The following is a 12,788-nucleotide window of genomic DNA, read 5'->3' as shown; positions in this document are numbered from 1 at the left end:
GGTGAAGTAAAGAGGGGCGCATGACCCGACACGCGCCTCCGCCCGCCTACCGCACGCTCGACGCCGACGGCATCCGCGCCGTCCTCGCCGCCCAGCCGGCCCTGGCGGCGCGGCTGGGCGGCCCGCCCGGCGCATGGCGGGTGCGCGAGGTCAGCGACGGCAATCTCAACAACGTCTTCCTCATCGGCGGCCCGGCGGGCGGGGTGTGCGTCAAGCAATCCCTGCCCCATGTCCGGGTCGATCCGGACTGGAAGATGCCGCTCGACCGCACCGCGTTCGAAGCCGCCTATCTCCGCGCCGTCCGCCCGCATGTCGGGGACCTGACGACCGACATCCTGCATTTCGACCCCGACCTGTTCGTGCTGGTGGTCGAAAGCCTCGACCGGCACGTGGTGCTGCGCCACGGGCTGATGCAGGGCGGCGACTGGCCCGACGCGGCCCGCGCGGTAGGCGCCTTCGTCGCCCGCGCCTGTTTCCACACCTCTCCCCTCGCCTTGCCGTTCGAACGCGCGTTCGACCTGCTCGAACCCTTCGCGCGCAACCATACCCTGACCCGCATCACCGTCGATCTGGTCCTGACCGACCCGTATCGCGTCCACCCGCGCAATCACTGGCTCAGCCCCGAACTCGACCCCATCGCTGCCGAGATCCGCGCCGACCCGGCGGTCCGCCGCCGCGTCGGTGCGCTTCAGGCACGCTTCCTGACCTGCCGCCAGGCCCTGCTGCATGGCGATCTGCACACCGGCTCGGTCATGGTCTCCACAGGCGGAAACCAGGCCGAAACCCAGGCCGAGACACGCATCATCGACGGCGAATTCGCCCTCCCCGGCCCGATCGGCTTCGATTGCGGCCTGTTCGTCGGCAATCTGCTGATGCACCTGTTCGCCCGCGGCGACGCGGACGCCGAAACCCGCATCCTGCGCGACGTGGCGCGATTCTGGACCACGTTCCGGACCGACTTCACCACGCTGTGGCGCGACGCCATCGCCGCCGGGACCGCCGGCGACGCCGTCCCGGCCGACCTGTTCGGGCACGACCCGTCCCTGCTGCGCCAGGCCCAGGACGACCTGCTGCGCGACATCGAATCCGACATGGTCGGCTTCGCCGCCACCGAGATCATCCGCCGCATCCTCGGCTACGCCCATGTCCCGGATTTCGACCTCGCCCCCGACCGCGCCCACCGCGCACACCGTCAAAACGCCGCCCTGCGCCTGGCGCGCGACCTGCTGGCCGACCCGGACCGGACCGGCACCACCGACGCGCTCCTCGCCCTCGCCCGCCGGCACGCCCAAGCCGCCCGGCATACCAAGGTATAGCGGCGGCAACGCACCGCCCCGCTTGCCAACTGCCCCGCGCCATTCCAGTTATTGCAGGCACACGCCGTTCAAGGGAGGTCGCTGTGACGAACAAATTCAAGACTGCCGACGCGGGCAAGGCCCACGCCCACACCTATCTGGGAACGCCGTCCAATCTGGACCCGATCGCGGTGCAGAATATCAGCGCCGGACTGCGCGCGCTCCTCGCCGACGTCTTCGCGCTCTATATCAAGACCAAGAATTTCCACTGGCACATGAGCGGCCGCCATTTCCGCGACTACCATCTGCTGCTGGACGAACAGAGCGACCAGATCTTCGCCATGACCGATCCGCTGGCCGAACGCGCCCGCAAGATCGGCGGCACGACCCTGCATTCGGTCGGCGAGATCGGCCGGCTGACGAAGATCGCCGACAATGACGCCGAGTATGTCACGCCCGAGGACATGCTGTCCGAACTGCGCGAGGACAATCTCGCCCTGACCGCGCGCATGCGCGAAGTCCACGTCCTCTGCGACGAGGGCAACGACGTGGCGACGGCCAGCCTGCTGGAAAACTGGATCGACGAGACGGAACGCCGGACCTGGTTCCTCTTCGAATCCACCCGTCCCGCCTTCGGCGCCAATAGCTGATCTTTCGACCCAGGGGCGCTGCCCCTGGACCCCGCCAAAGGCCGGGGGCCTTTGGAAACCTTTTGTTTCCATAAGAAAATAGATGGAATTTCGTGCGCGGCCGGGGCGGAGTCCTCAGTCCAGCCCGCCCACGAATTCCGCGATCCGCGCGCAGCATTCCATCAGCACGTCGTCGCCGGTCGCGCAGGACAGACGCAGATAGGGCCCCATCCCGAAGGCGCTGCCCTGCACGCAGGCCACGCGCTGTTCCTCCAGCAGGGCGATGGCGAAATCCTCGTCCGTGCGCAGCATCCGCCCGCCCGCGCTGGTCCGGCCCATGCAGGCCGCGATGCCCGGAAAGGCATAGAACGCCCCGTCCGGCATCGCGCAGGTCAGGCCGGGAACGGCCCGCAGCGCCTCGACGACCATGCGCCGCCGCCGCGCATAGGTGTCGCGCATCTCGGCCACCAGCGACGCCGGCCCGTCCAGCGCCGCCGCCGCCGCCGCCTGCGCCACCGAACACACGCCCGAGGTCGCGTTGCCCTGCACCCGCGCCATCGCGCGGATCAGGCCCGGGGGCCCGCCGGCATAGCCGACCCGCCACCCGGTCATGGCATAGGATTTCGACACCCCGTTCAGCGTCAGGATACGCCCCTTCAGGTCCGGCGCCACCGCCGCGATCGAATGATGCCGGGCGCCGTCGAACACCAGATGCTCGTAAATCTCGTCCGACAGGATCCAGGCCCCCGGATGGCGACGCAGCACGGCGGCGATCGCCTCCATGTCCGCCAGGCCCATCACCGCCCCGGTCGGGTTCGAGGGAAAATTCAGCACCACCCAGCGCGTGCGCGGCGACATCGCCGCCTCCAGCGCCGCCGCCGTCAGGCGGAACCCGTCGGCCTCGCGGCATTCGGCAAAGACCGGCACGCCGCCGAACAGCCGCGCCGCCAGCGGATAGCTCACCCAGTACGGCGCGGGAATGACGACCTCGTCCCCATGGTCGATCGTCGCCATGAAGGCGTTGAAGATCACCTGCTTGCCGCCATTCGACACGATCAGGTCCGACAGCGCGTATTCCAGCCCGTTCTCGCGGGCGAATTTCCGCGCGATCGCCGCCTTCAGGGCGGGCGTGCCGTCCACGGGCGGATATTTGGTCTGCCCGTCCAGCGCCGCGCGATGCGCGGCCTCGATCACCGCCGCCGGGGTCGCGAAATCCGGCTCGCCCAGCGCCAGGGACAGCACGTCATGCCCCTCGGCGCGCATCGCGCGGGCCCGCATGGACATCGCGATGGTGGCCGGCGCCTCCAGCCGCGCCATCCGCCCGGCAAACCCCGGGCCCCCTGCATCGGTCATGCTCGCCTCCGCCCCCGTCAGCGCAGCCCGGCGCAGAAGCGCTGGATGCGCATGCAGGCCTCGCGCAGGCTCTCGGTATCGGTGGCATAGGACACGCGGAAATGCCCGGCGAACATGAACGCCGCGCCATGCACCGCCGCAACCCCCTCCTCTTCCAGCAGCGCGGTGACGAAGGCCTCGTCATCCACGATCTCCGTCCCCCCGGCGCTCACCTTGCCCAGGCAGCCCTCCATCGACGGAAAGACATAGAACGCGCCTTCCGGCCGGTGGCATGTCAGGCCCCTGGCCTGGTTCAGCATCCCCACCACGAGGTCGCGCCGCGCGACATAGGCTTGCACCATGTCGGCGATGAAATCCTGCGGCCCCGACAGCGCCTCCAGCGCCGCCGCCTGGCTGATCGACGAACTGCCCGAGGTCGACTGGCTCTGCAGCTTGTTCATCGCCTTGGTCAGCACCGCCGGCGCGCCGGCAAAGCCGATGCGCCAGCCGGTCATGGCATAGGCCTTGGACACGCCGTTCATCGTCACCGTCCGGTCGCGCAGCTTCGGCTCGACCTGCACGATCGTGGCGGGCACGAACCCGTCATAGACCAGCTTGTCATAGATATCGTCGGTAAAGATCCAGACATCCGGATGCCGCAGCAGCACGTCGCAGATCGGGCGCAGATCCTCGGCGGAATAGGCCGTCCCCGTCGGATTGCACGGCGAATTCAGGAAGAACCACTTGGTCCGCGGCGTGATCGCCGCCTCCAGGTCCGCGGCCCGCAGCTTGAACCCGTTCTCCGCGGCACAGGGCACGATCACCGGCACGCCGTCGGCCAGCGCCACGATGTCGGGATAGGACACCCAGCACGGCGCCGGGATGATCGCCTCGTCCCCCGGGTTCAGGGTGGCGACCATGGCGTTATAGATCACCTGCTTGCCGCCGGACGACACGATGATCTCGTCGGACGTGTAATCCAGCCCGGAATCGATGCGGAACCGCTCCGCCACCGCCTGGCGCAGCGCCGGCGTCCCGGCCACGTCGGTATATTTCGTCTCTCCGCCCTCGATCGCGCGGATCGCCGCATCCTTGATGTTGCGCGGGGTGTCGAAATCCGGCTCGCCGGCCGACAGGCTGATGATGTCCCTGCCGGCAGCCTTCAGGGCGCGCGCTTTGGTCGAGATGGCGATCGTCTGACTGGGGCTGATCTTGTTCAGACGCGCGGCGATAAGGTCCATGATACCGAAGATCCAGAAAATCAGGGGGAAACGCGGCGGGCTCCGCACCCGGCCCCGTCCCCGCCACCGTAATGCGAACCCACGCCCAAGGAAACCGCGGATCGCCGCACCCCAGCCATTCCCCCGTGCCCTTCTTTCTCCCGGGCAGCCATCCTCTCAGGCCGCCGTCCCCGCCGCGGCCGGCCCTCCCCCGATCGACGGCGCGTCCTGCCCCAGCGCCGCGCGCCGCACCGCCTCCGCATCATGCCCCGCCGCCCGCATGGCCCGCAGCGTCAGCGCCCGGTCCCGCTTCGCCAGCCGCCGCCCCTGCGCGTCCAGTTTCAGGGGATGATGTGCATAGTCCGGCGCCGGCCAGCCCATCAGCTCCTGCAGCAGCCGGTGCAGCGCGGTGGCGGGGCGCAGATCCTCGCCTCGCGTTACCAGGCTGACGCCCTGCAAAGCATCGTCATGGGTCACGCACAGATGGTACGACACCGGACGATCCTTGCGCGCCAGCACGATGTCCCCGAACGGCCGCACCGACGCGCCGACGCGCTCACGCCGTCCCCCGGCCCCCCGCTCGTGCCAGCGCATCACGTCCGCCCCCGCCTGGCGCACCGCCGCCTCCATGTCCAGGCGCAGCACGTGCGGCACCCCGTCGGCGATCCGCGCCGCGCGCTCGGCCGCCGGCAGGCCGCGACAGGTCCCGCCATAGGCCAGCGACCCGTCCGGCGCGGCGTGCGGGGCATGCGCCGCCTGCAGCGCCTCGCGCTGGATATCGGCCCGGGTGCAGAAACACGGATACAGCAGCCCGCGCGACGCCAGTTCGTCCAGCACCCGCCCATAATCCGCCAGATGGTCGGACTGCCGCCGCACGTCCCCGTCCGATCCGATGCCCAGCCATGCCAGGTCCTCGATGATCGCCGCCTCGTATTCCGGGCGGCAGCGGCCGGAGTCGATATCCTCGATCCGCAGCAGGAAACGCCCCCCTGACTCGCGCGCCGCCCGCCACCCCGCCAGGGCCGACGCCGCATGCCCCAGATGCAGATACCCGGTCGGGCTGGGGGCGAAACGCGTCACCCATCCCGGCTTTCGATCGCAAAAACAGGACGATGCCGCCATTCTTCCCCCTCTCCCGCCCGGCGATGCCGCCTGCCGGCATCCCAAGGACCGCACAATCCCTTGCGGTAGCGGGCAAATTTTGCGATATAGGCGCCAGGTTCTCAACGGCGCATATCATTTGGCGTTCGGTTTGGAGTACAACGCCAGGTGACGGTGTGGCGGCATCACGAAAGGATGCGCCCCTTGCTTGCTGGCAGTCCGCATTACCCGGCCCTCGTTCTGAACGCCGATTTCAGGCCGCTTTCCTATTTCCCGCTCTCGCTCTGGTCCTGGCAGGACGCGGTCAAGGCGGTCTTCCTCGACCGCGTCTCGGTCCTCAGCGAATATGACGAGGAAGTCCGCTCCCCCAGCCGCTCCCTCCGATTACCCAGCGTCATCGCGCTGAAAGACTATATTCCCGCCGCCCGCCGCCCCGCCTTCACCCGCTTCAACGTCTTCCTGCGCGACAATTTTTCCTGCCAGTACTGCCTCGACCGCCTGCCGACCCACGAACTGACGTTCGACCACGTCATCCCCCGCTGCAAGGGGGGCCGCACGACCTGGGAAAATGTCGTCACCGCCTGCAGCCCCTGCAACCTGATGAAGGGCTCGCGCATGCCGCACGAGCTGCACATGTATCCCCGCCGCACGCCTTCCCAGCCCTCGACCTGGGAATTGCAGGAAAACGGTCGCGCCTTTCCCCCCAATTACCTGCATGAAAGCTGGCGCGACTATCTCTACTGGGACAGCGAACTCGATACCTGACCCGTCCGCCGCCATCATCCCTCATCGCGTGTAGCGATAGCCGTACCACGCCGCCAATTGCTGCAGGTCCGGCGCCCCGCGCAGGTTCAACGGAATGGGCCGCGGCTTTTCGGACCCGATCACCAGGCCATGATCCGTTATGCGCTGGCACATATTGGCCGCCAGCGGGAAGCTCTGCGCCACCGGCGTGCCCATCTGCGCCCGCAGGCAGGCAATATCGGTGTCCCCGGGCCGGCGCCCCATCTCCGGCGCGCACCCCGCCAGCAGCACCAGCCCGCCGAACGACATCCCGCCCACCCGCATCGCAACCCCCAGCCCGCCCGCTCGCTTCATCACCCTGCCCCGCCTGTCCATTTTTCCGTGGCACCTCATTTTCGACACCTTATCTCTGGCACGGCACATGCCATCCGCCCAGCCCGCCATGGCGCCAGTCCCGGCGACAGGCACCGGCGGCACGGCGACTCACCCGCTCGCGCAATACAGCCATGCCGGATCCCCCGCCCCGGTTGACGACGCGACCAACGGACCGCACCTATTCCATGCGGCCGTCACATGGGCCCGCCGGAATCCAGGAGGCCACGCCGTGACCGTCACAACCGGGCGATCCCTGACCCTGCCGATCGAAGGGATGACCTGCGCCGCCTGCGCCGCCCGGATCGAACGGCTGCTCAACCGCCTGCCCGGCACGAAAGCCGCGGTGAATTTCGCCGCCGGGGCCGCGACGATCGAACGCGGCGACGGCGCCCCGCCGCTCGACGACGTGGTGGCCGCCATCCGCAAGGCCGGTTTCGACGTCCCGACCCGCCATGTCGCCCTGGCGATCGACGGCATGACCTGCGTCGCCTGCGCCGGGCGGGTCGAACGCGGCCTCAACCGCCTCCCCGGCGTCTCCGCCCAGGTCAGCTTCGCCTCCGGCCACGCCGATATCGACTATCTGCCCACGCTGGCCGATCCCGACGCCCTGATCCGCCAGGTGGAAAGGACCGGCTACGGCGCCACCCTGCCATCGGCGAACGACACCGCGCCGGCCGCGACAACCGACCAGCCCGCCCGCCATGCCGCCTGGCGCCGGCAGGCGGGGCAGTTCCTGCTGTCGCTCGCCCTCACCGCGCCGCTGCTGGCCGGCATGGGGGCCATGTTCGCCGGCCGGCCCGACCTGCTGCCGCCCCCGGCGCAATGGGTGCTGGCGACCCTGGTGCAGGGCATCTGCGGCCGCGATTTCTACCGCCATGCCTGGAACGCGCTGCGCGGCGGCGGCGCCAACATGGACGTGCTGGTCGTCATGGGCACCAGCGTCGCCTGGCTGGCCAGCACCGCCACCCTGCTGCTGGGCCATGCCGGACCGCTCTATTTCGAGTCCGGCGCCACGGTCATCACCCTGGTCCTGCTGGGCCGGCTGCTCGAAACCCGCGCCCGCGACCGCACGCGCGCGGGCGTGGAAAGCCTGATGCGCCTGCAGCCGCAGATCGCCCATCTCGACATCGACGGCACGATCCAGGACCGGCCGGCCGGCAGCCTGCATGTCGGCGACGTCTTCATCGTCCGCCCGGGCGAAAGCATCCCGGTGGACGGCACCATCCTGCAAGGCAGCTCCGACATCGACGAATCCATGCTGACCGGCGAGGCCGTACCGGCCGGCAAGGGCGCGGGCGACCCGGTGTTCGGCGCCACCATCAACCGCGACGGCGTGCTGCGCGTCCGGGCCCGGCGGGTCGGCGCCGACACCACGCTCGCCCGCATCGTCCGCATGGTCCAGCAGGCCCAGGGCAGCAAGGATCCGGTCCAGCATCTGGTGGATCGGGTCTCCGCCGTCTTCGTGCCGGTGGTGCTCGGCATCGCCGCCCTGACCTTCCTGGCCGGCTGGGCGGTCAGCGGCCATCCGGCGGGCGCGCTGACCGGCACCATCGCCGTGCTGGTCATCGCCTGCCCCTGCGCGCTCGGCCTGGCCACACCCACCGCGATCATGGTCGGCACCGGCCTGGGCGCGCGCGCCGGCCTGCTGTTCCGCTCCGCCGAATCCCTGGAACGGCTGCACAAGATCACCACCCTGATCCTGGACAAGACCGGCACGCTGACGCTGGGCCAGCCCGAACTCACCGACATCCTCCCGGCCCCGGGCACGTCCCGCGATACCCTGCTCTCCACCGCCCTGGCGCTGGAGCGGGATTCCGAACATCCGCTGGCCCGCGCCATCGTCGCCCACGCCACGGCGGCCGGCCTGGCCGCCGCGCCGCTCCGCGACGTCCGCGCCATCCCCGGCCACGGCATCCAGGGCACGGACCGGGACGGCGCCGTGCTGCGCCTCGGCTCCCCCCGCTTCCTGGCCGAGAATGGCTGCGGGACCGACGGCCCTGGCGACGCGCGCGCAACGCGCGACGGGCTGGAAGCACTGGAAGGACAGGGCAAGACGCTGATCGGCGTCACGCGCGGCACGACCCTGCTGGGCCATCTCGCCCTGGCCGACCGCATCCGCCCCGACGCCGCCGACAGCATCGCCGCCCTGCATGCGCGCGGCATCCGCCTGGTCATGCTGACGGGCGACAATCCGCGCGCCGCCGCCGCCGTGGCCGCCCGGCTGGGGCTGGACGACGTCATCGCCGGCGTGCTGCCGCAGGACAAGGCGCAGGAGGTGCAGCGCCGCCGCGCCCCGGGCCAGGTCGTCGGCATGCTCGGCGACGGCATCAACGACGCCCCGGCGCTGGCCGCCGCCGATATCGGCATCGCCATGGGCGGCGGCACGGACATCGCGCTGGAAACCGCCGACATGGTGCTGATGCGCGGCGAACTGCGCGGCCTGGTCGACGCCATGGACCTCTCGCGCGGTACCCTCGCCAAGGTGCGGCAGAACCTGTTCTTCGCCTTCGTCTACAACGTGCTGGGCATCCCGCTGGCGGCCCTGGGCCTGCTCAACCCCGCCATCGCCGGCGCGATGATGGCCCTGAGTTCGGTCTCGGTCGTCTCAAACGCGCTTCTGCTCAATCGCTGGAAACCCCGCACGCGTCCCGCCATCCCCGCCATCACAAGGAACCCGGCATGACCGACCTGATTTTGTCCATCGACGGCATGACCTGCGACGGCTGCGCCAACGCGGTCCGGAAGGCCCTGGAACGCACGCCGGGCGTCGCGACGGCCAGCGTCACCCTCACCCCGGCCCAGGCCAGCATCAGCTACGACCCGTCTCGCACCGGCCCCGCCGCCCTGCGCGCGGCGATCGAGGACGCCGGCTTCGACGTCCACGCGTAACCCGCATTGTCATCGCGGCGCCGCGATCCTCAGCCGAACAGCGCCTCGTACTGCTCCGGCTTGAATCCCACCGTCAGCGCCCCGTCCACGTCCAGGACCGGGCGCTTGATCATCGAAGGCTGCGCCAGCATCAGCGCGACCGCCCGCGCCGCGTCCAGACCAACCTTGTCGGAGTCGGGCAGTTTGCGAAACGTCGTCCCGGCCCGGTTCAGCAGGACCTCCCAGCCCACGGCCCGCACCCAGCCCTCCAGCACGCCGCGCGCGATTCCCCCGCTCTTGTAATCATGGAAATCATAGGCCACGCCATGCGTTTCCAGCCACGACCGCGCCTTCTTCATCGTATCGCACGCCTTGATCCCATGGATCACAACCGACCGCGCCATAAACCGTCCGCCCTCCGTCACGCTCACCACGATCCGCGCCCAACCCGAATCAGGCCGCGCACGGCCTTATAGCGCAACATCCAACCCGCCACGATCCCCTGCCCGGACCGTGCCGGCTCCGGCTCGGCCCCTCCCCCGGTCAGTAAAGATCCTCCTCGGAACAGCTTATGCACAATTCCGAAACATTGGCCGTATTGGGCAGGTCCAGCACGGCGGCGATCATGCGCGCGACGTCCTGCGGCTGCGTCATCGTCTCGTCCGCCCGCGTGGTGATGCTGCGCGCCATGTCGGTCGCGACGAAGCCCGGACAGACCGCCGTCGCCCGGATCCCCGCCGCCCAGCCGGTCCGCTTGATGCTGTGCGCCAGCGCCACGGCCGCATGCTTGGTCATCGCATAAGGCCCCGACTCCGCCGATTTCACCCGCTTGCCGGACAGCGAGGCAATCACGACGACCCGCCCGGCACCGCACGCCGCCAGATGCGGCCACGCCGCGCGCACCAGCCGGATCGGCGACCGCAGATTGACCTCCAGCATCAGGCTCATCTCGTCCTCGCTGCAATCGAGGATCGAATGCGGAATCATCACGCCCGCATTGGCGATGATCGCATCGACGCGGCCATAGCGCGCCACCGTCGCCTCGACCCAGTCCCGCTCCGCCCCGCCCGCGGTCGCATCGAACCCATGCACCAGATGCGGCGCCCCCAGCGAGAACGCGGCCGGATCCCGCACCCCCGCGCTGACCACCCACCCTTGTCCGCGCAATTCCTCGGCCAGCACCAGCCCGATCCCGCGATTGGCCCCCGAAATCATGACCACCCGCCCGGCACCGCCCTGGGCCCCATCCCCCGTCGCACTCTCCACCATACCGCCACTCCTCATTTCCCACGATATCTGCAACATTTTTACGCCGCGCACGCCAATGCGCAACCGGATCCGCATCATCGGCACCGACGTGCAAAATCGGAGAGAAATGCAGGAATCGAGACGGATTGATCGCTACCGCCATTCCGGAGGCTGTCGCAGGTCCTCGATCATGAACTCGTGACCGGGCGGCGCGTCCTTCGAGAAATAGAATACCGTGTCCTTCGGAAAGAAATGCTGCGCTTCGGGAAAGAATTGGTGGAAGGCAGCCCGCGCCCGTTGTCGAACGACCTCTTCTTCCACATCATAAAAGCGTCGCAACAGATCGAGCAGATAGTCGAAGAAATTGTGGCCGATAAAGCGGTCATAGACGATGCTGTAATATTGTTCCATCGACTGGCCGGCGTCCGGCACAAGCCCCGCCCCGGGGAACGGCAGGCCGAGATCGCAGCGCCGCCGTGTTTCCGTATCGATCCAGATGTCGAAATCGCGAAACACGATCCGCCTTGGCCTGAAGTCCCGGTCGATCTCGATCAGCGTATTCTGGGCATGGGATTCCAGCAGCAGGCCACGACGTGCGCCCCAGCACCAGAACGCGATGACGGGAACGATGATCTCGTTGACCACGAACGCGGCCGGATCGACGCGCAGCCGCGCGATCATCTGCACCAGCAGCGGCGGATCGTCCGGGGCACGGATATCCCGCCCATAGAGCGCAAAGCACGGAATCAGAAAGCGGCCGGCGATGGGCGGCCGGGCAATGACCTCCCGCACCAGGAAACCCCAGGCCTTCTCGTCGGTGCCGAAAGCGAAGCCCAGCGTCTCCGGCAGATAGGCAAACCGCTCCGACCGCGCCTGCGCCATCTCCGCCGTGATGGCGACGCTGTTCTGGACGTTGCGCCGCAACAGCCCGCGATTGAAGCGGGAGATCCGCACCGGATAATGGAGCTTGAGGAAATGCGGCGCCATTTCCGGACCGACTGTCAGCACGGTGCGGGTCGATGCCGTGGGCGCGACCCGGATCGCCGCACCGCGCGGCAGGGCACGAAGGTCTTCGAGATGCGCAATCCCCTCCTTGACCCCTTCCATGACCCAGGTCGCGGGATGGATCGCAAACCGGATGCCGTCCGGCCGCAGATAGTATTCGGCCAGATGTCCGGCAGGAGCCGCCTGGAACACGGAGACCCGCTCCCGGGGCACCGTGACGGTGACGAGATCGAACGACGCCACCCCGCTTTCCGGCTGGTAGGCAGGCCCTGCCTCGGTTCGTGCCGCCAGCGGACTATACGTCTTCGTGCCCAGGCCGACATAACGCTCCATGGAGAGCAGCGCCTGGCGATCCTGGATGACGGCGTCGAGTTTCATGGACACGCCTCACCGAAGGGAACGGCACGCGATATCGGCGGTCCTATCCTTTCTTCAGGTTCATCTGGTCCAGCGCCGCCTTCAGGCCCCGCGCCAGCCGGCCCGCATCGTCGTTCGCCCAGAAATGCATGAAGAACAGGCGGGGCTGATCGTTCAGCATGTGGTTATGCAGCGCCGTGACCGCGATGCCATGCTCCCGCAACGTGCGGAGCACCGGATTGACCTCGGATGCGACCAGCACGAAATCACCGGCGATCGCGGCCTTGCCGCCGTCTGTCGGCTTGAAATTGATCGCGATGCCCGTTCCCATGGCGACCGGCAGCGCCGTCATGGCATCCCTCCTTTCGGCAGGAAGGCCAGCCAGGAGCCAAGCGCCAGTGCCGGCTTTACCGAGGGTCTCGCCTACGGCCGCCCAGGGAACAGACACGGAAGCAGGCACAGGACCAGGCGTGGAACCGGGCGCGGCAGAGGCCGGGGCAGCCCAGAGCATCGCCATGAGCGCCGTGCCCGTCAGAAATGGATCACACCTCTTCCGGCGGGACGACGGGAACGCCGCCGCCCGGTCGACGAACCGCGTGATGTGGCCCTCCGCT

General features: G+C 68.8%; 13 protein-coding genes. 5 read left to right on the top strand and 8 right to left on the bottom strand.

The window, feature by feature from the left end:
- Positions 1-20 precede the first annotated feature (20 nt).
- Both mtnK and AAC691_RS00610 read left to right on the top strand, forming a co-directional pair.
- Positions 21-1,316, top strand: a complete 1,296-nt coding sequence (gene mtnK, locus AAC691_RS00615; protein WP_342628623.1) for an S-methyl-5-thioribose kinase — start codon at positions 21-23, stop codon at positions 1,314-1,316.
- 83 nt (positions 1,317-1,399) lie between these two features.
- Positions 1,400-1,945 (top strand): Dps family protein, encoded by a 546-nt coding sequence (locus tag AAC691_RS00610; protein ID WP_176641635.1) that lies wholly within the window; start codon positions 1,400-1,402, stop codon positions 1,943-1,945.
- 114 nt (positions 1,946-2,059) lie between these two features.
- Here AAC691_RS00610 and AAC691_RS00605 read toward each other — a convergent pair whose 3' ends face one another.
- From AAC691_RS00605 to gluQRS, 3 genes are all read right to left on the bottom strand, one after another.
- Positions 2,060-3,277, bottom strand: coding sequence for a pyridoxal phosphate-dependent aminotransferase (locus AAC691_RS00605; RefSeq protein ID WP_342628622.1), 1,218 nt, complete (start codon positions 3,275-3,277; stop codon positions 2,060-2,062).
- Positions 3,278-3,294: 17 nt separating this feature from the next.
- Positions 3,295-4,497 carry a pyridoxal phosphate-dependent aminotransferase gene (locus AAC691_RS00600; RefSeq protein WP_342628621.1) on the bottom strand — a complete coding sequence of 401 codons (1,203 nt, stop codon included), beginning with the start codon at positions 4,495-4,497 and terminating at the stop codon, positions 3,295-3,297.
- Positions 4,498-4,653: 156 nt separating this feature from the next.
- Positions 4,654-5,598 carry a tRNA glutamyl-Q(34) synthetase GluQRS gene (gluQRS, locus tag AAC691_RS00595; protein WP_342628620.1) on the bottom strand — a complete coding sequence of 315 codons (945 nt, stop codon included), beginning with the start codon at positions 5,596-5,598 and terminating at the stop codon, positions 4,654-4,656.
- Positions 5,599-5,772: 174 nt separating this feature from the next.
- On the opposite strand from gluQRS, the gene AAC691_RS00590 reads away from it, so the two are divergent.
- Positions 5,773-6,342: an HNH endonuclease gene (locus AAC691_RS00590; protein WP_176641278.1), complete on the top strand. Its 570-nt coding sequence runs from the start codon at positions 5,773-5,775 to the stop codon at positions 6,340-6,342.
- A gap of 21 nt (positions 6,343-6,363) precedes the next feature.
- On the opposite strand, the gene AAC691_RS00585 is transcribed toward AAC691_RS00590, so the two are convergent.
- Positions 6,364-6,675, bottom strand: coding sequence for a hypothetical protein (locus tag AAC691_RS00585; RefSeq protein ID WP_342630096.1), 312 nt, complete (start codon positions 6,673-6,675; stop codon positions 6,364-6,366).
- A gap of 250 nt (positions 6,676-6,925) precedes the next feature.
- Between AAC691_RS00585 and AAC691_RS00580 the strand changes: the two genes are divergently transcribed.
- Positions 6,926-9,379, top strand: a complete 2,454-nt coding sequence (locus AAC691_RS00580; RefSeq protein ID WP_342628619.1) for a heavy metal translocating P-type ATPase — start codon at positions 6,926-6,928, stop codon at positions 9,377-9,379.
- Positions 9,376-9,585, top strand: a complete 210-nt coding sequence (locus AAC691_RS00575) for a heavy metal-associated domain-containing protein (protein ID WP_342628618.1) — start codon at positions 9,376-9,378, stop codon at positions 9,583-9,585. The genes AAC691_RS00580 and AAC691_RS00575 overlap by 4 nt, the downstream gene beginning before the upstream one ends.
- Before the next feature lie 29 nt (positions 9,586-9,614).
- Here AAC691_RS00575 and AAC691_RS00570 read toward each other — a convergent pair whose 3' ends face one another.
- The 4 genes from AAC691_RS00570 to AAC691_RS22240 all read right to left on the bottom strand — a co-directional run bounded on the left by AAC691_RS00570 (position 9,615) and on the right by AAC691_RS22240 (position 12,685).
- The gene (locus AAC691_RS00570) at positions 9,615-9,968 is read right to left on the bottom strand and encodes an ArsC family reductase (protein ID WP_323990804.1); all 354 of its coding nucleotides are present in this window, start codon (positions 9,966-9,968) and stop codon (positions 9,615-9,617) included.
- 139 nt (positions 9,969-10,107) lie between these two features.
- Positions 10,108-10,833, bottom strand: coding sequence for an SDR family NAD(P)-dependent oxidoreductase (locus tag AAC691_RS00565; protein ID WP_176638782.1), 726 nt, complete (start codon positions 10,831-10,833; stop codon positions 10,108-10,110).
- 132 nt (positions 10,834-10,965) lie between these two features.
- Positions 10,966-12,195 (bottom strand): IucA/IucC family protein, encoded by a 1,230-nt coding sequence (locus AAC691_RS00560; protein WP_342628617.1) that lies wholly within the window; start codon positions 12,193-12,195, stop codon positions 10,966-10,968.
- A 43-nt stretch (positions 12,196-12,238) separates the two neighbouring features.
- On the bottom strand, positions 12,239-12,685 hold the full coding sequence (locus tag AAC691_RS22240; protein ID WP_408906084.1) for a DUF1259 domain-containing protein: 447 nt from the start codon (positions 12,683-12,685) through the stop codon (positions 12,239-12,241).
- Positions 12,686-12,788 lie beyond the last annotated feature (103 nt).

The sequence above is a fragment of the Nguyenibacter vanlangensis genome (genome assembly GCF_038719015.1).
In the GTDB taxonomy this organism is placed as follows: Bacteria; Pseudomonadota; Alphaproteobacteria; order Acetobacterales; family Acetobacteraceae; genus Gluconacetobacter; species Gluconacetobacter vanlangensis.
This window is presented reverse-complemented; position numbering and strand designations above follow the sequence as displayed.

Excerpts from the sequence above, each read along its gene's own strand:
- AAC691_RS00565 (WP_176638782.1), bottom strand. The coding sequence starts at position 10,833 with ATGGTGGAGAGTGCGACGGGGGATGGGGCCCAGGGCGGTGCCGGGCGG.
- AAC691_RS22240 (WP_408906084.1), bottom strand. The coding sequence starts at position 12,685 with ATGCTCTGGGCTGCCCCGGCCTCTGCCGCGCCCGGTTCCACGCCTGGT.
- AAC691_RS00600 (WP_342628621.1), bottom strand. The coding sequence starts at position 4,497 with ATGGACCTTATCGCCGCGCGTCTGAACAAGATCAGCCCCAGTCAGACG.
- AAC691_RS00570 (WP_323990804.1), bottom strand. The coding sequence starts at position 9,968 with ATGGCGCGGTCGGTTGTGATCCATGGGATCAAGGCGTGCGATACGATG.
- mtnK (WP_342628623.1), top strand. The coding sequence starts at position 21 with ATGACCCGACACGCGCCTCCGCCCGCCTACCGCACGCTCGACGCCGAC.
- AAC691_RS00590 (WP_176641278.1), top strand. The coding sequence starts at position 5,773 with ATGCGCCCCTTGCTTGCTGGCAGTCCGCATTACCCGGCCCTCGTTCTG.
- AAC691_RS00605 (WP_342628622.1), bottom strand. The coding sequence starts at position 3,277 with ATGACCGATGCAGGGGGCCCGGGGTTTGCCGGGCGGATGGCGCGGCTG.
- AAC691_RS00575 (WP_342628618.1), top strand. The coding sequence starts at position 9,376 with ATGACCGACCTGATTTTGTCCATCGACGGCATGACCTGCGACGGCTGC.
- gluQRS (WP_342628620.1), bottom strand. The coding sequence starts at position 5,598 with ATGGCGGCATCGTCCTGTTTTTGCGATCGAAAGCCGGGATGGGTGACG.
- AAC691_RS00560 (WP_342628617.1), bottom strand. The coding sequence starts at position 12,195 with ATGAAACTCGACGCCGTCATCCAGGATCGCCAGGCGCTGCTCTCCATG.
- AAC691_RS00585 (WP_342630096.1), bottom strand. The coding sequence starts at position 6,675 with ATGAAGCGAGCGGGCGGGCTGGGGGTTGCGATGCGGGTGGGCGGGATG.